Source organism: Shewanella sp. cp20, from assembly GCF_000832025.1.
Classification (GTDB): Bacteria; Pseudomonadota; Gammaproteobacteria; order Enterobacterales; family Shewanellaceae; genus Shewanella.
In genome coordinates this window covers 227,215-251,580 of the sequence record NZ_JPII01000009.1, presented here as the reverse complement: position 1 = coordinate 251,580, position 24,366 = coordinate 227,215, and the positions used below count along the sequence as shown (strand labels likewise).

Sequence of the window (24,366 nt, the reverse complement as noted above, 5' to 3'; positions counted from 1 at the left end):
GAGGCGCGAGATGAAGGCACTGCTCACCACAGAGATGGAGATGGTCATCCCCTTTCATGATGTCGATTCAATGGGGATCACCTGGCATGGTAACTATCTGAGGTATTTCGAGATCGCCCGCTGTCAGCTGCTGGACGAGATTGACTATGGCTATCGCAAGATGCAGGCCTCCGGCTACGCCTGGCCTATTATCGATCTGCAGATAAAATATGTGCAGGCCAGCACCTTCGAGCAGAGGGTCAAAGTAATAGCCAGCCTGGTGGAATGGGAAAATCGCCTCAAGATCACCTACCAGGTGCGCGATGCCGAGACCAACCAGCGACTGACTAAGGGCTACACGGTTCAGGCGGCGGTCGAGATGGACAACAAGGAGCTCTGCCTAGTTACCCCTGACTGCTTTAGAGACAAGATAGCTCACCTGCTGCCAGACGCGGAGTTAAAGGCATGATGGCGCATCGGCTCATCCGCATGGCTAAGACAGGGCTCTGCCGGCTGATGTTTTGCCTCAGCCTGATGAGTTCCCTGAGCCTAGTGAGTTCTCTGAGCCTAGTGATTTCCCTCAGCTTAGCTAGCTTCGTAACTCATGCGCATCAATCAACCAATTATGAGGCACTTTTTAACGCGCCAGCGGACAATGCAGGCCTCTCGGCGCTGGTGACGCGCCTGGGCGGTGGGGAAGCCGCTAAGGGCGAATTTACCCAGTCGCGCTACCTCAAGGTGCTGAAGAAACCTCTGGTGAGCCATGGCGAGTTTCTCTATCAGGACAAGCTTGGCATCGCCTGGCTGCAAACCAAGCCCTTCCCATCAGGCCTGGTACTGACACAAGACACGCTGGTGCAGATCGACGCCGACGGTAACCGCCAGATCAGCCACGCCGATGAGAACCCTCAGGCCGGGGCCATGGCACAGATGATGCCGAACCTGATGAGCGCCCTGCTAAGTGGCGACCTCGCCCCCCTACAGGCGCAATTTACCCTTCACCTGATGCAGCAAGCCGACTGCTGGCAGCTCGGCCTCGAGCCTATAGAGCCGCTGATAAAACAGGCGATGCCGCGTATCGTGCTCAAAGGCGGCGAACAGCTTGAGTCCCTCAGCCTGTTGGATAGCCGCGGCGATCTCAGCGTGATCGAGTTTAACAGCCTAGCGCAGCGGCCACTGACGGCAGATGAGTTAGCCTACTTCAGGCTCGACTCAGACCCTCGCCCCGCGACAGAGGCGAGATGATCCTCAGACTCAGCGACTGCCTAGGTCGCCTCTCTGCCAATACCCGCCTCCTTATCTGGCTGGCGCTGCTGGCCGCCATGACGCTGTTGGCCGTCCAGGCCCTGAGCCGCGGCGCCACCGTGCAGAGCGACATCCTGGCCATGCTTCCCAAGATCCAGGAAGATCCCCTGACACAGAGGGCAATAGACAGGGTCGAGCAGCAGCTGGCCAATCGTATCTATCTTGGCGTCGTCAGCCCAGATCAGGCCAGCGCCGTCTCCGGGGCTAAGGCGTTACTCGCCTCGCTACAGGCCGCGCCCGAGGCCTTTACCCAGGTTCAAAGCGCCGACATGCAGGGCGCACAGGCCCTCAACCGCTTCTATTTCCCCTATCGCTTTCATCTGCTCACCGCACAGCAGCGAGCCCTGTTAGAGAGTGGACAATTAGCCAAATTAGAGGCTAATACGCTAGCTCAACTCTACAATGCCTTCGGCTACGCCAACAGCCAGTTGCTGAGCCAGGACCCCTTGCTACTCTACCCAGATCTGCTGAAACAGCTCTCGCCCCAGCGTCGTCTCAAGGTCGTCGACGGCATTCTGGTCGGCCAGGAAACGACACCAGGTCCTGATGGGCAGAAGCGCAGTGTTGCCATCGTCATGGCCCAAGGAGTCGGCAGCGCCTTCAACCCTAAGGCGCAGGAACTTCAGCTCGCACGGCTTGAAGAGGCAATAGCCCAGATGCAGCAAGATCTCGGGACAAAACAAAACGTGGACGTGCTGCGCGGCGGCGCCCTGTTTCATGCCGCGGCGGCAACCAAACAGGCGAAACAAGAGGTGTCCAGCCTGGGGCTTGCCTCGCTGATCGGCGTTATCCTGCTGGTATGGCTGGCATTTCGCTCTATCATGCCGCTCACCATCGCCGCCCTGACCATAGCCACCAGCCTGCTGTTTGCCCTAGGCGCTACCCTGTGGATCTTCACCCAGGTTCATCTGCTCACCCTGGTATTCGGCACCAGCCTGATCGGCATCGCCATCGACTACAGCTTTCACTTCTACTGCGAGCGGCTACAGACACAGAAAAACGATGCCAATAAAGATAGGCAGGCCGAGACCAATACCGCCACTAATACCGCGACTAATACCGCGACTACGGCCGTCGCCCGGGTCTTTCCGGCGGCCAGCCTGGCGCTGCTGACCACTGTCATCGCCTACCTGGCCATAGGCTTGACGCCGTTTCCCGGCATGCAGCAGGTCGCGGTATTTTGCGCCGCCGGCCTCCTGGGTGCCTATCTGACGCTGATCTTCGCCTATCCCAAGCTTGCCAACAGCTCTATGACGCCGGGCGAGCGCGCACTAGGCTTAGCGGCGCGTTACCTCAATGCCATGCAGATCATCGCGCGGCCCATGCGCGGCATCAAGGGTGGAGTCATCACCCTTGGCCTGCTGCTTGTGACCGTGATGGGCCTGAATAAGCTTGGGGTAAACGATGATATTCGCGACCTGCAGCAGAGCCCGTTGAGCGTCACCCAGGGTGAGGAGAGGCTGCGCCAGGTGATGAGCGGCGGCACAGATAACCAATTTATCCTGGTAAGAGCCGAGACCCCGGAGGCGCTGCTGACAAGACTTGAGGCACTTACGCCGACGCTCAACTCACTGCAACACCAGGGCGTGCTGGGTAACTCAGTCAATCTGGCCAACTATCTGCCCAGCCAACAGAGTCAAGGAGCCGCCTACGCACTACAGGGACAGATCTACCAAAAGCTGCCCGAGGTGTTAGCGCGTCTGGGGCTGGACAACGAGCTGGCGCCCGCCTTGATGGCGAGCTTCGAGGCCAGCGCCAATGAGACCATCACCCCAGACAATTTCTTCGCCGATAAGGCGGGCGAGCTGTTCGCACCGCTATGGTTGGCACCCGAGTTGTCGTCCAAGTTGTCACCAAAGCTATCACTTGGGCTATCACATGGGCTATCACATGGGCTATCGCGTGAAACTGATACTCAAGCCCAGATAAAGACACCCGATTCAGATGCCTACGGCGCTATTGTCTTATTGGGCGGCATCAAGGACCTTGGCTCCTTAACCCAGGCAATCACCCCCTTAGATGGTGTGAATTTAGTGGACAAGGTGCAGGATATCTCGGATGTGATGGCCAAGTATCGCAGCCTGACCCTGAGCCTGCTGGCGCTGGCACTCCTGATTGCCGGACTCATCTTCTCGCTGCGCTTCGGCCTCAAGATGGCCCTATGGATAACGGCAGTCCCCGCCTTGGCGGCGCTGCTCACCCTGGCAGGCCTGGGATTAGCCGGCTCACCACTCACCCTGTTTCATGCCCTGGCACTGATCTTGGTGTTCGGCATAGGCGTCGACTACAGCCTGTTTTTCGCCGAGAGCCATAGAGGCGAAGGCGTTATGATGGCGGTATTCATGTCCGCCTGCTCGACCCTGATTGCCTTCGGCCTGCTGGCCTTCAGCCAGACGCCGGCCATCCATTATTTCGGCCTGACATTACTCCTGGGGATAGGGCTCACCTTCTTGCTCTCCCCCTTTATTCACACATTAACAAGGATTGATAAGTGACCCCATTCGCGCAAACAGCCGCTCAGACGGACCATTATGATGTGATAGTGATAGGTGCCGGTCCCTCGGGGAGTGTCGCCGCCAGCTTGCTGCATCAACAGGGTAAGCGTGTTTTAGTCATAGAGAAGCAGCACTTCCCACGCTTCTCTATCGGCGAGAGCCTACTCCCCTGCTGTATGCAGGTGATTGAGGAGGCCAACATGCTCGAGGCCGTTAATCAGGCGGGGTATCAATTCAAGAATGGCGCTGCGTTCAACGCCAATGGGCGCTCTACCTACTTCGACTTTACCGACAAGTTCACCCCTGGGCCGGGTACCACCTTTCAGGTCGAACGTGGCGACTTCGACAAGCTGCTGGCCGACACCGCCGAGAGCCAGGGTGTCGAGATCCGTTATGGCCAGCGTGTCGACGCGGTCGATCTGAGCCAACAGCCCAGGCTAACCATCAGCGATGAGCAGGGGCAAAGCTATGCGCTGAGCGCCGACTACCTGCTGGACGCCAGCGGCTTCGGTAGGGTACTCCCCAGGCTACTGGACCTTGAGCGTCCCTCTAACCTGCCCAGCCGCACCGCGATATTTACCCATATCCAGGACAATATCGACAGCGTCGACATGGGCGACTATCAGATCGACCGCAACAAGATCCTGATCAGCGTCCACCCGGATAACCGCGACATCTGGTACTGGCTGATCCCCTTCAGCAATGGCCGTTGCTCGTTAGGGGTAGTGGGAGAGCCTCACCTACTGGGCGAAGATAGCGATCTCGAGACCACAAATCTCGAAACCATATTAATGCGTCTGGTACGCGAAGAACCGCGTCTCAAGCAGCTGCTCAGTCGCGCAGAGATAGTGCGCACTCCCGCCAAGCTCGAGGGCTACTCGGCCAATGTCAGCACCCTGGCCAACGATAAATTTGCCCTGCTGGGCAACGCCGGCGAGTTTCTCGACCCAGTGTTCTCCTCTGGCGTGACTATCGCGATGCAATCAGCCTCGATTGCGGCTAAATGTGTCGTGAAACAACTCAATGGTCAGGCGGTCGACTGGCAGACGGAATATGCCCAGCCGCTGATGCGCGGCGTCGATACCTTCAGAACCTATGTGCAGGCCTGGTATGATGGCCGCTTCCAGGATGTGATCTTCTATCAGGATCCTAACCCTAAGATTAAACAGATGATCTGTTCTATCCTGGCGGGCTACGCCTGGGACGAGAGCAACCCGTTTGTCGCCGAGTCTGAGCGTCGCCTCAACATGGTGGTCGAGCTATGCCGTTAAGGGCGAGTCTCTTCATCTGCATGACGCTCATGCTGAGTGCCTGCGCCCAAAAGCTAGACAGGCAGACCTGTATGGCCCTGGCTCAGGGAGTCGACTATTGTCTGGCCCCCCTGCCAGCATCGACGCCGGTCAGTCAGAGTCAGCTGGTGAAGCTCAAGGTGAAACAGTCCAGGCATCAGCTGCTCAGCCAGCTGGATCTGACACCAGACTCACTTACCTTGGTGGGGCTGGCACCACTGGGCCAGCCACTGTTTACCCTCACCTATGACGGCCAGCAACTCACCAGCGAGCAGAGCGTCTTATTGGGGGAGCAATTTAAGGCCGAGTATCTCCTTGGGTTGCTGCAATTGATATACTGGCAACCGGGCGATGTAAATCGCCATTTACAGGGGGCGACACTGACCGACCACACCTGTGATGCAGCCTATTGCAGAAGATTATATGCTAGCGATGGCGAGACCATAATGGATATCCGCTATAGCCAAGCACAGCCCTGGGCAGCCGAGGTAACGCTGGAGTTTCATCAGGCCCAACTGACGCTGAACATCCAGCCGCTAGAGTAAACAAGCGTTTAATAGCCATAAGAACGGACACTATGACAAAGATAGCTATCACCCACCTAGGATTGTGTACCCCGCTGGGAGACGATCCCCACACAGTCTTGCGCCACCTGCTCGATGGCGATACCCAGGGCATGCGGTGGCGTGACGATCTGATCCCTGACAGCCGGGTACTGGTGGGCATGGTCACCACAGAGTTGCCAGAGATAGCGCCTGACCTACAGAGATTCGACTGTCGTAACAACCAGTTGCTACAGCGCGCCGCGGAGCAGATCGCCCCCGCCGTAGAGGCTGCCAAGACACAATATGGCGCCGATCGTATCGGCATCGTATTGGGCACCAGCACCTCGGGCATCGCCAAGGGCGAGAAGGCGCTGGCCTACCGCGCCGAACACGGGGTGCTGCCAGGCGATTACCTCTATTCCAAGCAGGAGCTGGGTAACAGCTGCGACTTTCTGCAGCATTATTTCGAGCTCTCAGGCCCCTGCTACACGGTTTCTACCGCCTGCTCCTCCAGCGCCAAGGTGTTCGCCAGCGCCAAACGCCTGCTAGAGGCCAACGTCTGCGACATGGTGATCGTCGGCGGCGCCGACAGCCTGTGTAAGTTGACCCTGAACGGCTTCCATTCGCTGGAATCTGTCTCCAAGACCCACTGCCAACCCTTTAGCCGAAACCGCGATGGCATCAATATCGGCGAAGGCGCCGCGCTCTTTACCCTCACCCTAGGCGAGGCCGATTGGATGTTGGCGGGCGTGGGCGAATCCAGCGATGCCCACCATATATCATCGCCCCATCCCGAGGGACAGGGCGCAGTAGCGGCCATAGAGATGGCCCTCAAGGACGCAGAGATAGCACCATCTCAGGTGGGCTACATCAACCTTCACGGTACGGCGACCATGAAAAACGATGCCATGGAGAGCCGCGCCCTGCTTAAGGTATTTGGCGACCAACTGCCGCCGGTAAGCTCTACCAAGCCGCTGACAGGCCATGCCCTCGGCGCTGCCGGTGCCCTGGAGGCGGCCTTCAGCCTGCTGCTCTTATCAGCGTTAAATCAACACCAGGGGCTCCCCCCTCAGGTGGGCGACGGGCTGTGGGATGACGACAATCCGGCGCTGCCCTTCGTATCACAGGGGCAGACTCAAGCGCTCGACTATGTGATGAGTAACTCCTTCGCCTTCGGCGGCAGCAATGCCAGCGTGATCTTCAGCAAAGGAGCCAAGGGCTAATGTCTACACCACTAACACCAGAATCTGAGTCACAGCCAATGTCACAGCTAAATACTCCCCTGGCAGAGATCCCGCTGGATGCCGTGCTGCCCCACCGCGCACCGATGATCTTGATCGACAAGCTGCTCGAGCAGGCACCAGATACCCTGCTGACCGAGGTGAACATAAGCGCAGAAAGTGCCTATTTCGATGATGCCAGCCAGTCTGTGCCCAACTATGTGGGCATAGAATATATGGCGCAGAGCATCGCCGCCCTCGCCGGTCTAGAGGCCAGCGCCAGGGGCGAGCCTATTCGTGTCGGCTTCCTGCTCGGCACGCGCAAATTAACATTCGCGATCCCCGCCTACCGACTCGGTGAACGTTACCAGACCCGGGTCAGCCGCCTCTATCAGGAAGATAACGGTTTGGCGGTGTTTGATTGTAAAATATTCCACAACAATCAACTTGTGGCTGAGGCTAATGTCAATGTATTCCAGCCTCAGGACACCCAGGCCTATATCTTAGAGAGCCAGGCGGGTAAAGAAGAAGAGAAAGCAAGATGAACAAACGTGTATTGATCACAGGTGCCAGTCGCGGCATAGGCAAGGCCATCGCCCTCAAGCTGGCCGGGGCAGGCTATGATATTGCCCTGCATTTCCACAGTAATCAGGCGGCGGCCGATGCGACTCAGGTCGAACTCGAGGCGCTCGGCGCCAAGGTGAGCCGACTGCAGTTCGACGTGGCCGATCGCGCCGGAGTCAAGGCTGCCATTGAGGCCGATATCGCCGCACACGGCGCCTACTACGGCGTGGTGCTGAACGCCGGGATCACTCGGGATACCGCCTTCCCCGCCATGAGCGACGAGGAATGGGACGGGGTGATCCATACCAACCTGGATGGTTTCTACAACGTTATCCATCCCTGCACCATGCCGATGATCCAGTCACGCCAAGGCGGACGCATCATCACCATGGCCTCGGTCTCCGGTATCGCGGGTAACCGTGGTCAGGTCAACTACAGCGCCTCCAAGGCCGGCATCATAGGCGCCACCAAGGCCCTGAGCCTGGAACTGGCCAAGCGTAAGATCACCGTTAACTGCATCGCCCCAGGCCTTATCGAAACCGATATGGTGAGCGAATTCCCTCAGGAGATGGTCAAGGAGCTGGTCCCCATGCGTCGCATGGGCAAGGCCGCTGAAATTGCCGGCCTGGCAAACTTCCTCATGTCTGAGGATGCGGCCTATATCACCCGTCAGGTGATCTCGGTAAACGGTGGCATGATCTGATGAATAACAAGACTCGACGCGTAGTGATCACCGGCGCTGGCGGCGTCACCGCCCTGGGCCACGACTGGCCCAGCATCGCCCAGCGCCTGCAGACGATGCAAAACTGCGTGCAGCGCATGGATGAATGGGACAGGTTCGACGGTCTCAACACCCGCCTAGCTGCGCCTGTCACAGATTTTGAAAAACCGGCCCACTATTCACGCAAGAAGATACGCTCCATGGGGCGCGTCTCCGTCATGGCGGCCTGGGCCAGCGAAAAGGCCCTGATGGATGCCGGCCTGCTAAACGATCCCCTGGTGACCTCCGGAGCCATGGGCATCGCCTACGGCTCCTCAACAGGAAGTACAGACCCCATCATCGCCTTCGGCGACATGCTCAAAGAGGGCGACATGTCGGGGGTCACGGCCACCAGCTATATCCGTATGATGGCCCACACCACCGCAGTCAACGTCGGCGTCTTCTTCGGCCTCAAGGGCCGAGTGCACACCACCAGCAGCGCCTGTACCTCGGGCAGCCAAGGCATAGGCTATGCCTATGAGGCGATCAAATATGGTCAGCAGGATCTCATGCTGGCGGGCGGCGCCGAGGAGCTCTGTCCCACCGAGGCCGTAGTCTTCGACACCCTGTTTGCCACCAGCACCAAGAATGACACCCCAAGCGAAACCCCCAGCCCCTTCGATCGCGACAGAGACGGTTTGGTGATCGGTGAAGGTGCCTGCACCCTGGTGCTGGAAGAGCTGGAACACGCCAAGGCGCGCGGCGCCAAGATCTACGCCGAGCTAGTCGGCTTCGGTACTAATTCCGATGGCCTGCATGTCACTCAGCCTAACGCCGAGACCATGGAGGTGGCGATCCGCCTGGCCCTCAAGGATGCCAACCTAGACGCCGACAAGATAGGCTATGTCAACGCCCACGGTACCGCCACGGATCGCGGCGACATCGCCGAGACCCAAGCCACTCAGGCGGTCTTTGGCGAGCAGATGCCCATCTCCTCCCTCAAGAGCTACACAGGCCATACCCTGGGCGCATGCGGGGCTTTAGAGGCCTGGGTCAGCATTGAGATGATGAATGCCGGCTGGTTTGCCCCCACCCTCAACCTTAATAATGTCGATCCTGCCTGTGGCCAACTGGACTACATCAAGGATGAGGTTCGCCAGCTCGACACAGACTACGTGATGAGCAACAACTTCGCCTTTGGCGGCATCAACACCTCACTGATCTTCAAGCGCTGGCAAGACTAAGGCCCCCAGACCTGACCGCCGCAAGATGACCGCCGCGAAATGACCGCCATTTGGCAATCACACCCGTGGCGGTCACCATCTGCTGGCACAGGCTTTGCTGAGGCTCTGAGTCCTTAATTAGAAGATGGAGCTTAAGATGCAATTTGTGCTCGGTGTCGTCAGCCACGCCAGCGTCGTCAAGATGCTAGAACAACACCTGGAAGACATGTATGCCACCTCGCCGCCTGAGAGCGTGCACGCCTTAGATTTAAACGAATTAAAACAAGATGATATTAGATTCTGGACCCTATGGGAGGGCGACAGAATCTGTGGCTGCGGCGCCATCAAGCGCCTCTCGCCCGAGCATGGCGAGCTCAAGTCGATGCGTGTGGCCAACTACTATCGCCAGCGGGGCATAGGTGCGCAGCTCTTGCACCATCTTCAGGCAGACGCCACCCAAAATGGGATGACGCGCCTTAGCCTGGAGACCGGCAGCATGAGCTTCTTTCTCCCGGCCCGGCGCCTGTATCAGAAGTTTGGCTTCTTGGAGTGCGCCCCCTTCGGCGGTTATCAGGAGGATCCCAACAGCGTCTTCATGAGCAAGCGCCTCTAGCATAAGTCCGACTTGCACTTACAGTTTAATTAGAATAATCTTATTAAAATAAATCTTATAGATATATTCTAATTGTAAGGGCAGATTATGTTTCAATCACTCTTAGCCAAGCTCTCTGGCAGCCATCCTGCCGAACAATGCTGGCAACTGATCGAACAGGGCGTACAGGTCATCGATGTGCGCTCTCCCCAAGAATATGCCGGTGGTCACCTGCCAAATGCGCTCAACGTGCCGCTGGATCAACTGGCCCAGTGGCTGACTCAACACAGCGATAAACAGACCCCTTTCGTGCTCTACTGCGGTGCGGGGATCCGTGCCCAGAAAGGCTGCGACATCCTCAGAGCCAATGGGTTCAATTGCGCCATCAATGGCGGCTCCCTCAAAGATCTGCTCTGTTATCAGCCACAAGGCGCCGTCAATGGCTAACTCCCAAACTTGGCCACAAGCCGAATGCTCAGGCCCTAGTGTCGACGGGCCCGAACGGCTTACCGAGCCAAATTCAATCGAGCTAAAGTCATCCGAGCCAAAGTTAACTAAGCCAGAGTCAATCAACAAACCGCAGACGCCTAGGCCCAGGTACAGCTTTAGCGCCAATCGTACTCAAGGGCGCCACAGGGTTCGCTATGTCGAAACCAGTCAGGCCAGCGAGCAATGCACCCTCTGCGAACTCGCGCAGCACTAGGGCCTGTTTATCTTTCAAGTTTAATTTTTGTTCAATCTAAACGCGTTTTGCGCGAGGCGAGAGCCATGAAGCATAGTTACTCTATGTGAATGGCGAACAACAAAGTGCAGCGCGCGTTTAGATGAACCCGTTGGGCAGCGTTTGTAGGCCATTTCTACGGTGTTATCGCCAGTTTGTGTAGAAGACTACACGACACAGGCTCTGCCTTGTATAAATCACCTTCAAACTGCTGCAAAAACAAACGGCAAAGATCAACAGGCCCTAGTCAGGCCCATCCAAAATCAACCATAAAAAAAGGCGCTCATATACCTGAGCGCCTTAACCTAGAGATGGTTTAAATGTGGTCGACAATGAAAACTGTTAACAGGCAGTACCTTAAGCTACCAGCTGCTCTATGCTCTGCTTGGCCTCGCTGATCCCCTGCTCATTCGCCTCGGGCCCCATGTTGAGGGCTTCGCCGTAAACGGTTTCTACCTCATCGATACCGATGAAACCAAGCACAGTCTTGAGGTAAGGCACCACGTGATCGCTCGCGCCATTCTTGTGCACACCGCCGCGAGTAGTCACCAACACGGCACGCTTGCCTTCTACCAGGCCTTTAGGGCCGTTCTCTGTGTAGGTGAAGGTCACGCCGGCACGGGCGACCAGATCGATCCAGTTTTTCAGCTGAGTTGGGATGCTGAAGTTATACATAGGGGCGGCAATCACGAGTGTGTCATGGGCCTTCAACTCGGCCACCAGCTCGTCAGACAGTGCCAGCACCTCTTGTTGACGCGCCGTCAGCTCATCACCACCACGTAGCCCCATGGCGATCTCGCCATCGAGTACCGGCAGTGGCTGCGCCGCCAGATCCCTTACCGTCACCTCGGCGCCCTGACCCTGCCAATGCTGTTGCAGGTGGTCGATCAGCTTAGCCGATTGTGAATAATCCCCTAAGATGCTTGATTTCAATACCAGTACTTTTGCCATAATCTGCTCCAATTCGAATCTCTGTTACAACCAATTGAGGCCAGTTTATCCGGCATTTAAACGAAAGATAAGCGCATAAAATACGCAAAAGCATTCTAAATAAACGAAAGGTAGGCACTTAAAAAGTGCTAACCCTCGGCTCAGGTGGCGATCGCTACAGGCGACAGAAAATATAATCCGCTGATTAATAAAGGATTGCCATCATATTCAAAGAGCAAGTCTCTCGTATTAGGCTGTCGTTATGATCCCTTAGTCTTCTCTGTTCGTAACGCAATGGAACTCAACCCTCGTTAAGGAGAAGCTGATGAATAAGATCTATCCGGCGCTCATGCTAGGCGCCATGCTGGGTATCACAGCCTGTGACAGTGATGATTCGGATGAGGTAATCAACATGGCGCCCGCGCCTGTCGCCGAAGCACATGTTCGTGTCATTCATGCTGGCATCGACGCCCCCAAGGTCAACGTGATGGCCAACGATACCCAGCTCCTGGGTGATGTCGACTATGGCATATCGAGTGGTTTCTTAACCGTCCCTGCTGGTCTGTATGACATAGATGTCGATGCGCAGATAGCCGACGGTTCCTTACTCGAAGTACTCAGCGCCGACCTAGATCTATCCGCCAACATGGAATATACGGCCGTCGCCCTTGGTAAGGTTAGCGACGACACATTGCAACTTAAGCTCGTGGCCAATGCCAGTGCTGATATCGCCGCAGGTTATGCCCGCGTTCAGGTATTGCATGGTGCATCTGACGTAGGCCTGGTCGATGTGTATGTCACCGCGCCCGGCGCTGATATCAGCAATACTGCCCCTACGCTCTCGGCTAACTACCTCGATGCCAGCACCCAGCTGGAGGTCCCCGCCAGCGACTATCAGATCCGTATCACCGCATCCGGACAGAAGACTCCCGTCTTCGACTCGGGCACTGTGCCCCTGATGGCCGATACTGACTATTTCATCACCGCAATTGCCAATGCCTGGAGCGGGGATGCTCCCGTTGCCTTGTTGGTGGCCCTCGCTGACCAACAGGCACTGCTGCTCGATAAGATGAGTGGCAGCGATGTGCGGGTAATTCATGCGGTCGCAGACGCACCTGCGGTCGATCTCTTTCTCGATGGTGCCAATACGCCGGCTGTCGACATGCTGAGTTTTGCCGCGGTGACCGGCTATCTTAATGTTGCCGATGGCGCCCATACGGTAACCGTCGCAGCCGATGCGGATAATAGCGTGGTGGTCATCGATGAGGCCGCCCTTAGCCTGGATCAGGGACAAGGTTACAGCGTATTGGCAATAGGCTCGCTGGCCGACATGGATATCAAGCCTTGGGTGATCATGGAAGATAGTCGCCGCGTCGCGACCGAGGCTAAGCTCAACATTGCCCATGCCAGTTATTCCGCTGGTAATGTGGATATTTATCTCACCCAGGATGCCGATATCTCGTCCGCTACACCCGCCTTGAGCGATGTTCCCTTCATGGCGGCATCGGGCAGCTTGTCGGTGGACCCAGGAAACTATGTCGTCAGTGTTACCCCAACCGGGAGCAAGACGGTGGCCATAGGTCCACTCGATATTAATCTCGCCGCAGGTGGCATCTATGGCGTGGTCGCTGTCGATGCAGTGGGCGGCGGCACTCCACTTGGCGTGATCCTCATGGATGATTTTGTCACCGCTATGTAGTTTAGCGATTCGCTTCTCGCGACTAAGGCTAAGGCTAAGGCTAAGGCTAAGGCTAAGGCTAAGGCTAAGGATAGGGCTAAGACCAATACAATGACCAAGACCAAGCCAAGCGCCCTTTTTAGGGCTCTTTTTACGGCTTATCCGCACCAGCCAGATCGCCTCTGCCGCTGATGTCGCATCCAAGCAGACAAATTAGGGATTCATCTTCCTTTTCTGGTATTCTATGACGTTATTAAACATGACTCCTATGCATAAAGAATAATGTCCAAACAAGACTCTCTTTGGTTTAAATCCTTACGTTGGATCCAAAAGAAACTCGTGCACACCATAGTAGTGCCTCAGGATCCCTTTGCCGATCTCAACCTGGATTCAGACAGACCCCTGGTCTATGTGATGAAGACAGAATCGATCAGTGACATCGCCGCCCTGAGCGAGGTGACTGAGCGACTTGGCCTGCCCAGCCCCTATCAAAGCCTGGATGTCGAGGGCGAGTCTGCTCCGCGAGTGGTATGCGTCGAAGGCGCCAAGCCCTTGTTTGGCCAGCGCGAAGGCAACGAGTTTTACCTCGACAGCTTCTCTCGCCTGCTGAGCGCCCACAAGAAACACCCTGAGCTGGATATCCAGCTGGTGCCAGTCAGTCTCTACTGGGGTCGCACCCCTGGCAAGGAAGATGACAGCATGAAGGCCGCGGTGCTGGAGCGTGAAAGCCCCACCTGGCTGCGTAAATGCCTGATGATCCTCTTCCTCGGCCGCCACAACTTTGTGCAATTTTCCAATGCCATGTCGCTACGCTACATGGCGGACGAGCATGGCACCGACAAGCGCATCGCCCAGAAGCTGGCGCGCGTGGCTAGGGTGCACTTCAGCCGTCAACGCAAGGTGATGACAGGGCCGGTATTGCCTAACCGCCAGAACCTGTTCCACGCCCTGCTGAAATCCGAGTCGATGAAGAAGGCGATTCTGGAAGAGGCCCAGAGCAAGAAGATCTCCGAGGCCAAGGCCCGCGAGACCGCCATGGAATATCTCGATGAGATCGCCGCCGACTACTCGGACAGCCTGGTGCGTATCGCCGAGCGTTTCCTCACTTGGCTGTGGAACAAGCTCTACAAGGGGATCAACATCAAGGGCGCCGAGCAGATCCGTCAGCTGCACCACGACGGCCACGAGATCGTCTACGTACCTTGTCATCGTAGCCACATGGACTACCTGCTGCTCTCTTACATCCTCTACTATCAGGGCATGGTACCGCCGCATATTGCCGCCGGTATCAACCTTAACTTCTGGCCCGCCGGCCCCATGTTCCGCCGCGGTGGCGCCTTCTTTATTCGTCGCAGTTTCCGCGGCAACAAGCTCTATACCGCGGTATTCCGTGAGTACCTGGATCAGCTCTTTGCCAAGGGCTATTCGGTCGAGTACTTCACCGAGGGCGGCCGTTCCCGCACGGGTCGCCTGCTGGCGCCTAAGACAGGGATGATCGCCATGACGCTGAACAGCGTGCTGCGTGGCGTCGAGCGCCCGGTCACCCTGGTGCCCGTCTACCTGGGATACGACCATGTGATGGAAGTGGCCACCTACCACAAGGAGCTGAGCGGTAAGAAGAAACAGAAAGAGTCTGTCTGGCAGGTGTTTGGTGCCATTCGCAAGCTGGGCAACTTCGGTCAGGGCTATGTCAACTTCGGTGAGCCGATCACCCTGCATACCTACCTCAACGAGCAGATACCAGAGTGGCGCGAGGAGCTGGCCAAGGATCCCGAGCAGAAGCCAAGCTGGCTGACCCCTGTGGTCAATACCCTGGCCAATCGCGTCATGACCCGCATCAACGATGCCGCCGCCGTCAGCTCGATCACCCTGACCAGCCTAGTGCTGCTTGCCTCTGAGCAGAATGCCCTGCAACGCAGCCAGCTGGAAAAGCAGCTGGATCTCTACCTGTCGCTGCTCAAGAGCGTGCCCTACACAGGCTATACCTCTGTGGTCGAAGGCGATGGCGCCAAGCTGATCGCCCAGGGCCTAGAGCTGAAGAAGCTCAAACTCGACAGCGATCCGCTGGGTGACATCATCTCCATCGATGAAGACCTTGCGGTTGCCATGACCTACTATCGCAACAACATCATCCACCTGTTGGTGATCCCGTCCTTGATCGCCAGCTGCCTGACGCGCCAGGATGAGTGCAGTCGCGAAGAGATCATCGCCACGGTGAAAGATTTCTACCCACTGCTGCAGGCCGAGCTGTTTATGGGGATCGACAACCTCGAGACCTATGTGAATCAGCTGCTGGATCAGCTGCTTGCGGAAGGTCTTATCGGCGAAGATAAGCATTTCAGCGTCAAGCCAGAGGGCCTCAACCAGCTGTTGCTGCTGGCCGGCACCATCAGCGAGACCATGCAGCGCTACGCCATCATCTTCAACCTGCTGGCGGCCTCGCCTAAAATTGAGCGTTCGGAGCTGGAGAGCGACAGCCACCAGCTGGCTCAGCGTCTGGGAGCACTGCATGGCATCACGGCGCCAGAGTTCTACGACAAGAAGCTCTACGGCACCCTGAGCGTCAAGCTCAAGGAGCTGGGCTACCTGGCCGATGATAGCCACAGCGAGGATGTACAGCGTATCCGCAGCCGGGCCAACAGCCTGCTGCGTACCTCGGTCAGACAAACCATAGTCGACAGCGTCGCCGCGGAGCATAAAGCCTAATGGCCAATCATATGAACGCGGCCAAACATAAGGCCTCGGATAAGTCGCTGCTGGGCGGCGCCATGATCATCGCCGGCACAGCCGTAGGCGCGGGCATGTTCTCGCTGCCTGTAGTCGGCGCCGGCATGTGGTTTAGCTATTCGCTGCTCATGATGCTGGGCGTCTGGTTCTGCATGCTGATCTCAGGCCTGCTGCTACTGGAAACTAACCTGCACTACGAGCCTGGCGCCAGCTTCGATACCCTCACCCGGGATACCCTGGGTAACTTCTGGCGTATCGTCAACGGCCTCTCAATCGCCTTCGTGCTCTATATTCTGGCCTATGCCTATATCAGTGGCGGCGGCTCTATCGTCAACCACAGCCTGAGCAGCCTAGGTGTCGAGCTGCCCCAGAGTCTCGCCGGTCTGGTGTTTGCAGTGGGCCTGGCGATCATCGTCTTCATCAGCACCAAGGCGGTGGATCGCATCACCACCATAATGCTGGGGGGAATGATCATCACCTTCTTCCTCGCCATTGGGAATCTGCTTATCGAGGTGGAGCCCGCCAAGCTGTTTGTGCCCGACGGTGAAGCCAGCTATCTGCCCTATATGCTGGCCGCCATCCCCTTCGGACTGGTGAGTTTCGGCTATCACGGCAACGTCCCCAGCCTGGTGAAATACTATGGCAAGGATCCAGCGACTATCGTCAAGGCGATCACCCTGGGCACCCTTATCGCCTTCGTGATCTATCTATGTTGGCTGGTCGCAACCATGGGCAACATCAGCCGCAGCGGCTTCGTCGAGGTGATCGCTCAGGGGGGTAACATGGGCGTGTTGGTGGCGGCACTGTCTGATGTGATGGCCAGCGACTGGCTGACCACTATGCTGACCCTGTTTGCCAACCTGGCGGTAGCCTCCTCCTTCCTGGGGGTAACCCTGGGGCTATTCGACTATCTTGCCGACCTGTTTGGCTTCGATGAGTCGCGCAGCGGCCGCCTCAAGACGGCGGCGGTAACCTTTTTGCCGCCGACGCTATTAGGCCTGCTGTTCCCCAATGGTTTTTTGGTAGCCATCGGCTTTGCTGCGCTTGCCGCCACGATTTGGGCCGCCATAGTCCCGGCCCTCATGGCCTATCGCGCCAGGCAGATGTTCCCTGACAGCCAGAGTTTCAGGGTGCCTGGCGGCACTGTGGTTATCGCCATAGTGATCTTCTACGGCCTGCTCACTGCGGCCTGCCACCTGTTGGCCATGGCCGAGCTGCTGCCGGTATACGGTTAGCCCGGATGTCCTGTACAAGTCCCAAAAAAGGCGCTCATTGAGCGCCTTTTCTATTGATAAACACCTTAGTGCTAACCGTGCTAACTTATCTTTCCAGAGCCGGCTTCATGGTATCGGCCACAAGATGGATCACCGCCACCCAGGCCTCTCGTACCTCCCGGGTATAGGCCTCGCCCAGCCCTGTCTTCAACGTATAGAGAAGCGCATTGCCCACTGGGGTAAAGTGAGACTGCCTGACACCATATTCCTTGTGCCGACGGGCCAGCTCATGCAGCTGAGGCACCAAGGCATCGAGATCTTTAAGCCCTTCTACCGCCGCCTTCAACATGGCCATCAGCTTACGCCCCTGGTGACGAATATCCTGCTTAAACAGCGGCCGCAGATTCGGGTCTATCTGAAACAGGGCGTCGTAAAAAATTGCCGCTGCCTGCTCGCTGATCGGCTCGACCTGTTTAAATGAGGTTTGTACAAGATCTATCTGGGTGGACGTCAGGCTCATCGAAGCTCCCTCTTCTCAATAGCTATCTCTTCTCAATAACTCTCCCCACAGCATAGACATAAATGGCAAAACAGGCTTAACTAAATTGATATCACGACAGATTTTTCATTAGGGAAGGTGCGAACAAGTCGTCGCACCTTCCTTTGCAAAGGACTCAAAGATGAAGATTACTAGCTATCAACATGGCGACCCCTGCTGGATCGAACTGGCCAGTCACGAGGCTGCCTCGGGTAAACATTTCTACAGCGCGCTGTTTGACTGGCAGCTCAAGGATATGCCGATCCCCGACGGCGTCTATACCATGTTTGCCATCGATGATGACGACATAGGGGCCATGTACCAGCTGCCGCAAAACATGATCGACGACAAGGTGCCCACCCACTGGAGTATCTATTTCGCCGTCGACGATCTCGACGCCAGCCTGGAGGCCGTTAAGGCAAACGGTGGCCAGGTGATTCTCGGGCCCCACAGCGTGGGCGATGCGGGCAAGATGGCCCAATGCGTGGATCCCGAAGGCGCCAGCTTCTCTCTGTGGCAGGCGGGGGCGCATATTGGCTCCATGCGTATGGGTGAGCCTAATACCCTCTGCTGGGCCGAACTCTGCTGTCGCGATATCAATAAGGCACAGGCCTTCTACACCCAGGTAATGGGCTGGCAGGTGCGGGAGTCTCAGATGGAAAACTTCACCTATTATGAGTGGTTACAGGGCGATCGCGCCGTCGGCGGCATGATGGCCATGACTGAGGAATGGGGCGATACACCGCCACACTGGATGCCCTATATCATGGTAGACAACTGCGATGCCACGGTCGCCAAGGCTACGGAGATAGGCGGCCAGGTATGCGTGCCGCCGACGGATATTCCCGAGGTGGGACGCTTCTCTGTGATTAACGATCCCCAAGGTGGCACACTGTCAGTCATAAGACTCACCATGACTTAAATGTCTAGTAGAAAAGCGCTAATCTTGAGTCGGGATGGGGATCAGGCATTGTTTTAACTCTTTGTTTTGGTTAGTTTCTAAACATTGCGAATGTATTTTGGCAATGTTGTTAACCACTAATCAGGGATGTAAACCATGCTTAAAAAATGGATGCCTATCATGGCGACGACTCTCGTTATCGGCCTTAGCGGTTGTGCGTCAACCCAAGAGTCTGAGACAGAAACTACCGCCGATAACGGCAGTAACAAGGCTAGCCAGCAATGCAAACGAGTTCGCTCGACAGGCTCTAATATCGGCCGCTGTCAGAAATAACCTTATTCCGATAGAAAAAAAGCACTGCCTTAGCAGTGCTTTTTTGTATCCGCTGCAAACACCTAGCCTTCGGCCGAATGCTTCAGGCGACGACCATAGATGAGCAGATAGAGGGCCGGCAGCACAAACAGCGACAGTAGCGGCGCGGTGATCATGCCGCCCACCATAGGCGCGGCGATCTTCTGCATCACATCGTTACCCGAACCTGCCCCCCACATGATAGGCAATAAGCCGAAGAAGATGGTGGCTACCGTCATCGCCTTGGGACGAATGCGCATCACGGCGCCCTCAATAAGGGCCTCCTTGAGGTCCGCCACAAACTCGTAGCCGCCGGTCTCTTGCCTATGCTTGATGGCATTGTTGAGATAGACCAGCATCACCACCCCAAATTCGGCTGCCACCCCGGCCAGCGCGATCATCCCCACCGCCACGGCCACCGACATGTTGAAGTCCAGCGCAAACAGCAACCAGGTGCTGCCCACCAGGGCAAACGGCAGGCTCAGCATGATGATAGAGGCCTGCAGTGGCGAGCCAAAGGTCATCATCAGCAGGATGAAGATCACCCCGAGGGCCATAGGGATCACCTTCTTCAGCTTGGCATCAACCCGCTGCATGTACTCATACTGGCCGGCGAAGCTATAACTGTATCTCGGTGGCACCCTGAGCTCCTGATCCAGCGCCGATTTGGCCTCCTTGATGTACTCACCTATTGAGGTGTCTTGAATGTCCACAAACACCCAGGAGATCAGGCGACCGTTCTCACTCTTGAGCATAGGTGCCCCGTCGGTGATCTCGATATCGGCCAGGTTGCGCAGCGGCAAATAGTGGCCCGACTTAGTGATCACCGGCAGCTCCCTGAGCTTCTCTATGTTGTCTCTCAACGCCCGCGGATAACGCAGGTTGATCGGGTAACGCTCGGCGCCCTGAACCGACTCGCCTATGTCCATGCCGCCGATGGCGTAACGCACCACATCCTGAATATCCGTAAGAGTCATGCCATAGCGCGAGGCCACATCCAGCTTAGGCGTGATGTCCACATAACGACCGCCGCCCACACGTTCGGCGTAGGCCGATTTAGTGTTAGGTAGCTGGCTGAGGATCGCCTCGATGTCGGCCCCCACCTTCTGCAGCTCATTGACGTCGGCGCCGGTGATCTTGATCCCCACAGGGGTCTTGATACCGGTCGAAAGCATATCGATACGGGTCTTGATCGGCTGCACCCAGGCGTTGGTGAGACCTGGCACCTTGACCGTCTTCTGCAGCTGGTCGATCACATCCTGCAGCTCGACGCCCTCACGCCACTCCTCCCTGGGCTTCAGCATTATGGTGGTTTCCAGCATGGTGAGCGGCGCGGGGTCGGTCGCCGTCTCGGCGCGTCCTACCTTACCAAACACCCGCTTCACCTCGGGTACCGTCTTGATCAACCTGTCGGTCTGTTGCAGCACCTCGGCCGCCTTACTGGCACTGATGCCAGGCAGCGCCGTCGGCATATAAAGAAGATCCCCCTCCTCCAGCTCAGGCATAAACTCGCTGCCCATGTTAGTCACCGGATACCAGGCGCTGCCCAGTGCGACAACCGCCAAAAGCAGAGTGATCTTAGGGAAACGCAGCACCAGCTTGAGCGACGGTTTGTAGAGAGCGATCAACACCCGGCTGATGGGGTTGCTGGTCTCCTTGGGGATCTTGCCGCGAATAAAGTAACCCATCAGGATGGGCACTAAGGTGATCGACAGGATCGCCGCCGCGGCCATGGCAAAGGTCTTGGTGTAGGCCAGCGGGCTAAACAGGCGTCCCTCCTGAGCCTCGAGGGCAAACACGGGCACGAAGCTGAGGGTAATGATCAGCAGCGAGAAAAACAGCGCCGGCCCCACCTCGATGGAGGCCTTGGCGACGATATGCCAATGCTCCTTGTTGTCCGGGTCGCGGCGATACTCGTCCTTGAAGTGCTCCAGGTGCTTATGCATGTTCTCGATCATCACGATGGCACCATCCACCACGGCGCCGATGGCGATGGCGATACCGCCGAGACTCATGATGTTGGCGTTAACCCCCATCTTATTCATCACGATAAAGGCGATCAGAATCGACAGCGGCAGGGTGATCACCGCCACCAGGGTCGAGCGAGCGTGCAGTAGGAACAGCAGACACACCAGGCCCACTACCAGCATCTCTTCGATCACCTTGTGGAACAGGTTTTCTACCGACTTGTTGATCAGCTCAGATCTGTCGTAGGTGGGGATGATCTCCACCCCTTGAGGCAGACCCGCCTTGAGCTGTTCAAGCTTGGCCTTGACCGCGTCTATGGTGGCCAGGGCGTTTTCGCCGTAGCGCATCACTATGATGCCGCCCACCACCTCGCCTTCACCGTCGAGCTCGGCAATGCCGCGCCGAGAGGCTGGGCCCTTACGCACTGTGGCCACATCCTTGAGTAGCAGCGCCGTGCCTGACGGACTGGTGACCCCCAGGGGGATCTCCCTGAAATCGTCCAGGGTTTGACGATAACCCTTGGCGCGCACCATATACTCGGCCTCGGCCATCTCGATCACTGAGCCGCCCGCCTCAGTATTGGACTTGTTAATGGCATTCTTCACCGCGGCAATGTCCAGCTTGTAGATGGCCAGCTTGTCGGGTTCGATCACTATCTGGTAGGTCTGCTCCATGCCGCCGACAGTCGCCACCTCGGAGACACCGGCCACACTCTGCAGCTCGAGCTTGAGGTACCAGTCCTGCAGGCTCTTGAGCTGGGAGAGATCCAGGTTACCCGAGCGATCCACCAGGGCATACTCATAGATCCAGCCCACGCCCGAGGCATCGGGCCCCAATGAGGGCTGCAAGCCCTGGGGCAGTCGGCTGCTGACCTGACTCAGGTATTCCAGCACCCGCGAGCGTGCCCAGTAGATGTCGGTGCCATCTTCGAAGATCACATAGACGTATGAGTCGCCGAAGAAGGAGTAGCCCCGCACCGTCTTGGCGCCGGGCACCGCCAGCATGGCGGTAGAAAGCGGGTAGGTCACCTGCTCTTCCACCAACTTAGGCGCCTGACCTGGGTAAGGCGTCTTGATGATCACCTGCACGTCCGACAGATCCGGCAGCGCATCCAGGGGGGTCTTTCTCAGCTCCTGCACGCCCCAGACGGTGATCATCAAGGCGATGATCAGCACCATCAAGCGCTGGGCGATGGAGGCCTCGATAATTTTCTTTAACATAGCGCCCCCTAGTGCTGATGACCGCTGCTAAGACGCATCAGGCTGCCCTTCAGGCTCGCCTCTGAATCGAGCAGGAACTGACCCGAGGTCACCACCTGTTCGCCCTCTCGATACCGCTTAAGATCTCCGCCTTGCCCTGCGACATCATGCCGACGGTGACCTTGCGGGCCAGGAAGCTGCCATCACCCTGCTTGACGATGACGCGGTTCTCTTTGCCCGTCTGGATCAAGGCTTCCTGAGGGATCACCAGCACATCCTCATTCGGACCGCCGTAGATCTCTATCTTGGCCAGGGTATTGGGACGCAGGGCCACCTCGTTATTGGCCAGCACAATACGCACCCTAAGGCTACGGGTCACGGGATCCAATTCGGGATAGATGTAGTCAATCTTGCCCTCTATGCCCTTAAGATCCATGGCCGGCACAGAAACCTCTGTGGGTTGACCAATGGCAAGCCAGCTCTGCTCATTCTCGAACACATCGGCAATCACCCACACCTTAGATAGGTCCACCACAGACATCACCTCTGTGGCTGGCTGAATATACATGCCATCACGCACGGTCAGCGCCTTGACGATACCGTCTGTCTTGGCATAGAAAGGCACCCGATACTGGGTCTGTTTCGTCTTGGCGAGCTGTTTAATCTGCGCCTTGTTCATCCCCAGTAACTCAAGGCGTAGCCCCGCCTTACGTACCAGGTCTTGATAATTGCGGCTCTCCTTTGAGCTCTGCAGACTGCTTAGCGCCAACAGATAGTCATCCTGGGCGTTGATCAGATCCGGCGAGTAGATCTCATACAGCAGCTGCCCCTTGGTGATCTTGTCGCCCACTGAATCTATGGCCAGCTTCTCTATCCAGCCGTTGACTCTGGCGTGCACATGGTTGATCTGGCTCTCGTCATAACCTATCTGACCCACTGTCTGGACAAACTTCCACAGGGTATCTTTCTCAGCCTTAGCCACCTTAAGCGCCAGGGCCTGCTGCATGCTGCCAGAGACATCTATCTCAATCTGCTGTGCATCGGCCGACATCTCCACCTTCTCCAGATTCATGCCACAGATAGGACAGGTACCGGGCACATCGCTAACGATATGGGCATGCATGGGGCAGACATATTTGATCGACGGCTCACCGGTAAGGGGAGCAGGCTTTGCCTGAGCCAAGGGATCGTGTTGGCTGTGATCCATCTCGGCCTGTGCCTTAGTGCTAATCGACTCCTCTTCCTCCTCGGCCACCAGGAACATGTTGCACTTGGGGCAACGACTTCCCGGCTCGTGGCTGGTCTCCTCGGGATGCATGGGGCAGACATAGGTCTTCTGCTCATGCCCGGCCGTCAAACTCTTCTCACTCGTCTCGGTTTCCTGCTCTACCAGGAACATGTTGCACTTGGGGCAACGGCTTCCCGGCTCGTGGCTGGTCTCCTCGGGGTGCATTGGGCAGACATAGGTCTTCTCTCCCGCCGCATGTTGGTGCGCCTCGTGTCCGTGGGCCGTGTTGGCCTCTAGCGCCTGGGTATGGCCCAGCTGCGGAGTCGCCACCATAAAAAGACTCAAAAGATAAGCGAGCTTTTGGCCTCTGTTTTTCGAATTTACCTGACTCATAATGCCTCATCTCCACTCATAAACTAGTGATGCTTGTGGCCGCTATCGGCGCTCGCCACAGGCTCAAGGAACATGCCGCACTTAGGACATGAATCCCCTTTCGCCCCCTTCACTTCTGGATGCATAGGGCAGTGATAGCCTTGCTTAGCCATATCGTGTTGATGCTTATGTTTAGGGCAGTTGTCGCATGACTTACCGGCCTTGGCCGCCTTGGCCTTTTCCAGGTTCATGCCACACTTAGGGCAGGTGTCGCCCTTGGCGCCTTTCACCTCTGGGTGCATAGGACACTCGTAACCGCCAGCCTTGTCGGCTTTAGCATGTTGATGGTGAGGACACTTGTCGCAGTCCTTACCATGGTGTTTGGCCGTGGCATGGTGCGCCGCTGGCTCAAGGTTCATGCCGCACTTAGGGCAGGTATCGCCCTTGGCGCCTTTCACTTCAGGATGCATGGGGCAGTCATAACCTTGTTCGGCCGCCGCAGCATGATGCTGCTCGGCGAAGGCCATTGGGGCCGTGCTCACAAAGATAAACGCAGTTAAAATCAGACTGATCAGGATTTTCATCTATGGACTCCATCAAAGGATGACCGCATAAAGCGCGTAGATA

Annotated in this window: 21 protein-coding genes and 1 pseudogene; 17 read left to right on the top strand and 5 right to left on the bottom strand. The window is 56.9% G+C overall.

The features are described from left to right. The first annotated feature begins 10 nt into the window (after positions 1-10). From DB48_RS03450 to DB48_RS20040, 12 genes are all read left to right on the top strand, one after another. Complete coding sequence (locus tag DB48_RS03450) at positions 11-448, top strand: acyl-CoA thioesterase (RefSeq protein WP_041508925.1); 438 nt, start codon at positions 11-13, stop codon at positions 446-448. Next, the gene (locus tag DB48_RS03445; RefSeq protein ID WP_082035575.1) at positions 445-1,224 is read left to right on the top strand and encodes an outer membrane lipoprotein carrier protein LolA; all 780 of its coding nucleotides are present in this window, start codon (positions 445-447) and stop codon (positions 1,222-1,224) included. The genes DB48_RS03450 and DB48_RS03445 overlap by 4 nt, the downstream gene beginning before the upstream one ends. Then, the gene (locus DB48_RS03440; RefSeq protein ID WP_041508924.1) at positions 1,221-3,779 is read left to right on the top strand and encodes an MMPL family transporter; all 2,559 of its coding nucleotides are present in this window, start codon (positions 1,221-1,223) and stop codon (positions 3,777-3,779) included. Before DB48_RS03445 ends, DB48_RS03440 begins: the two co-directional genes overlap by 4 nt. After that, the gene (locus DB48_RS03435) at positions 3,776-5,050 is read left to right on the top strand and encodes an NAD(P)/FAD-dependent oxidoreductase (RefSeq protein ID WP_041508923.1); all 1,275 of its coding nucleotides are present in this window, start codon (positions 3,776-3,778) and stop codon (positions 5,048-5,050) included. The genes DB48_RS03440 and DB48_RS03435 overlap by 4 nt, the downstream gene beginning before the upstream one ends. After that, entirely contained in the window at positions 5,041-5,613 is a 573-nt protein-coding gene (locus tag DB48_RS03430; protein ID WP_041508922.1) for a DUF3261 domain-containing protein, read from the top strand. Before DB48_RS03435 ends, DB48_RS03430 begins: the two co-directional genes overlap by 10 nt. Positions 5,614-5,645: 32 nt before the next feature. Continuing rightward, a complete protein-coding gene (locus DB48_RS03425) occupies positions 5,646-6,836 on the top strand; it encodes a beta-ketoacyl-[acyl-carrier-protein] synthase family protein (RefSeq protein ID WP_041508921.1) in 1,191 nt (396 codons plus the stop codon). Beyond that, positions 6,836-7,378: a hotdog family protein gene (locus tag DB48_RS03420; RefSeq protein ID WP_082035574.1), complete on the top strand. Its 543-nt coding sequence runs from the start codon at positions 6,836-6,838 to the stop codon at positions 7,376-7,378. The genes DB48_RS03425 and DB48_RS03420 overlap by 1 nt, the downstream gene beginning before the upstream one ends. Beyond that, positions 7,375-8,100 (top strand): 3-ketoacyl-ACP reductase FabG2, encoded by a 726-nt coding sequence (locus DB48_RS03415; RefSeq protein WP_041508920.1) that lies wholly within the window; start codon positions 7,375-7,377, stop codon positions 8,098-8,100. Before DB48_RS03420 ends, DB48_RS03415 begins: the two co-directional genes overlap by 4 nt. After that, positions 8,100-9,341 carry a beta-ketoacyl-ACP synthase gene (locus DB48_RS03410; protein ID WP_041508919.1) on the top strand — a complete coding sequence of 414 codons (1,242 nt, stop codon included), beginning with the start codon at positions 8,100-8,102 and terminating at the stop codon, positions 9,339-9,341. Before DB48_RS03415 ends, DB48_RS03410 begins: the two co-directional genes overlap by 1 nt. A 136-nt stretch (positions 9,342-9,477) precedes the next feature. Beyond that, on the top strand, positions 9,478-9,933 hold the full coding sequence (locus tag DB48_RS03405; protein ID WP_041508918.1) for a GNAT family N-acetyltransferase: 456 nt from the start codon (positions 9,478-9,480) through the stop codon (positions 9,931-9,933). 87 nt (positions 9,934-10,020) lie between these two features. Further along, positions 10,021-10,359 carry a rhodanese-like domain-containing protein gene (locus tag DB48_RS03400; protein WP_041508917.1) on the top strand — a complete coding sequence of 113 codons (339 nt, stop codon included), beginning with the start codon at positions 10,021-10,023 and terminating at the stop codon, positions 10,357-10,359. Beyond that, on the top strand, positions 10,352-10,615 hold the full coding sequence (locus DB48_RS20040) for a hypothetical protein (RefSeq protein WP_152619084.1): 264 nt from the start codon (positions 10,352-10,354) through the stop codon (positions 10,613-10,615). Before DB48_RS03400 ends, DB48_RS20040 begins: the two co-directional genes overlap by 8 nt. 375 nt (positions 10,616-10,990) lie before the next feature. Here DB48_RS20040 and DB48_RS03395 read toward each other — a convergent pair whose 3' ends face one another. Beyond that, on the bottom strand, positions 10,991-11,584 hold the full coding sequence (locus DB48_RS03395) for an FMN-dependent NADH-azoreductase (protein WP_041508916.1): 594 nt from the start codon (positions 11,582-11,584) through the stop codon (positions 10,991-10,993). Positions 11,585-11,888: 304 nt separating this feature from the next. On the opposite strand from DB48_RS03395, the gene DB48_RS03390 reads away from it, so the two are divergent. From DB48_RS03390 to mtr, 3 genes are all read left to right on the top strand, one after another. Further along, positions 11,889-13,262: a DUF4397 domain-containing protein gene (locus DB48_RS03390; RefSeq protein WP_041508915.1), complete on the top strand. Its 1,374-nt coding sequence runs from the start codon at positions 11,889-11,891 to the stop codon at positions 13,260-13,262. Positions 13,263-13,523: 261 nt separating this feature from the next. Next, the gene (plsB, locus tag DB48_RS03385) at positions 13,524-15,947 is read left to right on the top strand and encodes a glycerol-3-phosphate 1-O-acyltransferase PlsB (RefSeq protein ID WP_041508914.1); all 2,424 of its coding nucleotides are present in this window, start codon (positions 13,524-13,526) and stop codon (positions 15,945-15,947) included. After that, positions 15,947-17,203 (top strand): tryptophan permease, encoded by a 1,257-nt coding sequence (gene mtr / locus DB48_RS03380; protein ID WP_041508913.1) that lies wholly within the window; start codon positions 15,947-15,949, stop codon positions 17,201-17,203. Before plsB ends, mtr begins: the two co-directional genes overlap by 1 nt. An 85-nt stretch (positions 17,204-17,288) precedes the next feature. Here mtr and DB48_RS03375 read toward each other — a convergent pair whose 3' ends face one another. Next, a complete protein-coding gene (locus DB48_RS03375; RefSeq protein WP_041508912.1) occupies positions 17,289-17,702 on the bottom strand; it encodes a globin family protein in 414 nt (137 codons plus the stop codon). A 160-nt stretch (positions 17,703-17,862) separates the two neighbouring features. On the opposite strand from DB48_RS03375, the gene DB48_RS03370 reads away from it, so the two are divergent. Then, positions 17,863-18,642, top strand: a complete 780-nt coding sequence (locus tag DB48_RS03370) for a VOC family protein (protein WP_041508911.1) — start codon at positions 17,863-17,865, stop codon at positions 18,640-18,642. Between the two features lie 135 nt (positions 18,643-18,777). Then, positions 18,778-18,954: a hypothetical protein gene (locus tag DB48_RS20190; RefSeq protein ID WP_160290138.1), complete on the top strand. Its 177-nt coding sequence runs from the start codon at positions 18,778-18,780 to the stop codon at positions 18,952-18,954. A 62-nt stretch (positions 18,955-19,016) separates the two neighbouring features. On the opposite strand, the gene DB48_RS03365 is transcribed toward DB48_RS20190, so the two are convergent. The 3 genes and pseudogenes from DB48_RS03365 to DB48_RS20535 all read right to left on the bottom strand — a co-directional run bounded on the left by DB48_RS03365 (position 19,017) and on the right by DB48_RS20535 (position 24,323). Then, complete coding sequence (locus DB48_RS03365; RefSeq protein ID WP_041508910.1) at positions 19,017-22,160, bottom strand: efflux RND transporter permease subunit; 3,144 nt, start codon at positions 22,158-22,160, stop codon at positions 19,017-19,019. 8 nt (positions 22,161-22,168) lie between these two features. Continuing rightward, positions 22,169-23,760 (bottom strand): annotated as a pseudogene (locus DB48_RS03360) (efflux RND transporter periplasmic adaptor subunit). A gap of 23 nt (positions 23,761-23,783) precedes the next feature. After that, positions 23,784-24,323 carry a heavy metal-binding domain-containing protein gene (locus DB48_RS20535; RefSeq protein ID WP_041508909.1) on the bottom strand — a complete coding sequence of 180 codons (540 nt, stop codon included), beginning with the start codon at positions 24,321-24,323 and terminating at the stop codon, positions 23,784-23,786. Positions 24,324-24,366 lie beyond the last annotated feature (43 nt).

What these genes read in the sequence shown, in the direction of transcription:
- DB48_RS03450 (WP_041508925.1), top strand. Translation starts at nt 11, where the DNA reads ATGAAGGCACTGCTCACCACAGAGATGGAGATGGTCATCCCCTTTCAT.
- DB48_RS03445 (WP_082035575.1), top strand. Translation starts at nt 445, where the DNA reads ATGATGGCGCATCGGCTCATCCGCATGGCTAAGACAGGGCTCTGCCGG.
- DB48_RS03440 (WP_041508924.1), top strand. Translation starts at nt 1,221, where the DNA reads ATGATCCTCAGACTCAGCGACTGCCTAGGTCGCCTCTCTGCCAATACC.
- DB48_RS03430 (WP_041508922.1), top strand. Translation starts at nt 5,041, where the DNA reads ATGCCGTTAAGGGCGAGTCTCTTCATCTGCATGACGCTCATGCTGAGT.
- DB48_RS03425 (WP_041508921.1), top strand. Translation starts at nt 5,646, where the DNA reads ATGACAAAGATAGCTATCACCCACCTAGGATTGTGTACCCCGCTGGGA.
- DB48_RS03420 (WP_082035574.1), top strand. Translation starts at nt 6,836, where the DNA reads ATGTCTACACCACTAACACCAGAATCTGAGTCACAGCCAATGTCACAG.
- DB48_RS03415 (WP_041508920.1), top strand. Translation starts at nt 7,375, where the DNA reads ATGAACAAACGTGTATTGATCACAGGTGCCAGTCGCGGCATAGGCAAG.
- DB48_RS03410 (WP_041508919.1), top strand. Translation starts at nt 8,100, where the DNA reads ATGAATAACAAGACTCGACGCGTAGTGATCACCGGCGCTGGCGGCGTC.
- DB48_RS03405 (WP_041508918.1), top strand. Translation starts at nt 9,478, where the DNA reads ATGCAATTTGTGCTCGGTGTCGTCAGCCACGCCAGCGTCGTCAAGATG.
- DB48_RS03400 (WP_041508917.1), top strand. Translation starts at nt 10,021, where the DNA reads ATGTTTCAATCACTCTTAGCCAAGCTCTCTGGCAGCCATCCTGCCGAA.
- DB48_RS20040 (WP_152619084.1), top strand. Translation starts at nt 10,352, where the DNA reads ATGGCTAACTCCCAAACTTGGCCACAAGCCGAATGCTCAGGCCCTAGT.
- DB48_RS03395 (WP_041508916.1), bottom strand. Translation starts at nt 11,584, where the DNA reads ATGGCAAAAGTACTGGTATTGAAATCAAGCATCTTAGGGGATTATTCA.
- DB48_RS03390 (WP_041508915.1), top strand. Translation starts at nt 11,889, where the DNA reads ATGAATAAGATCTATCCGGCGCTCATGCTAGGCGCCATGCTGGGTATC.
- plsB (WP_041508914.1), top strand. Translation starts at nt 13,524, where the DNA reads ATGTCCAAACAAGACTCTCTTTGGTTTAAATCCTTACGTTGGATCCAA.
- mtr (WP_041508913.1), top strand. Translation starts at nt 15,947, where the DNA reads ATGGCCAATCATATGAACGCGGCCAAACATAAGGCCTCGGATAAGTCG.
- DB48_RS03375 (WP_041508912.1), bottom strand. Translation starts at nt 17,702, where the DNA reads ATGAGCCTGACGTCCACCCAGATAGATCTTGTACAAACCTCATTTAAA.
- DB48_RS03370 (WP_041508911.1), top strand. Translation starts at nt 17,863, where the DNA reads ATGAAGATTACTAGCTATCAACATGGCGACCCCTGCTGGATCGAACTG.
- DB48_RS20190 (WP_160290138.1), top strand. Translation starts at nt 18,778, where the DNA reads ATGCTTAAAAAATGGATGCCTATCATGGCGACGACTCTCGTTATCGGC.
- DB48_RS03365 (WP_041508910.1), bottom strand. Translation starts at nt 22,160, where the DNA reads ATGTTAAAGAAAATTATCGAGGCCTCCATCGCCCAGCGCTTGATGGTG.
- DB48_RS20535 (WP_041508909.1), bottom strand. Translation starts at nt 24,323, where the DNA reads ATGAAAATCCTGATCAGTCTGATTTTAACTGCGTTTATCTTTGTGAGC.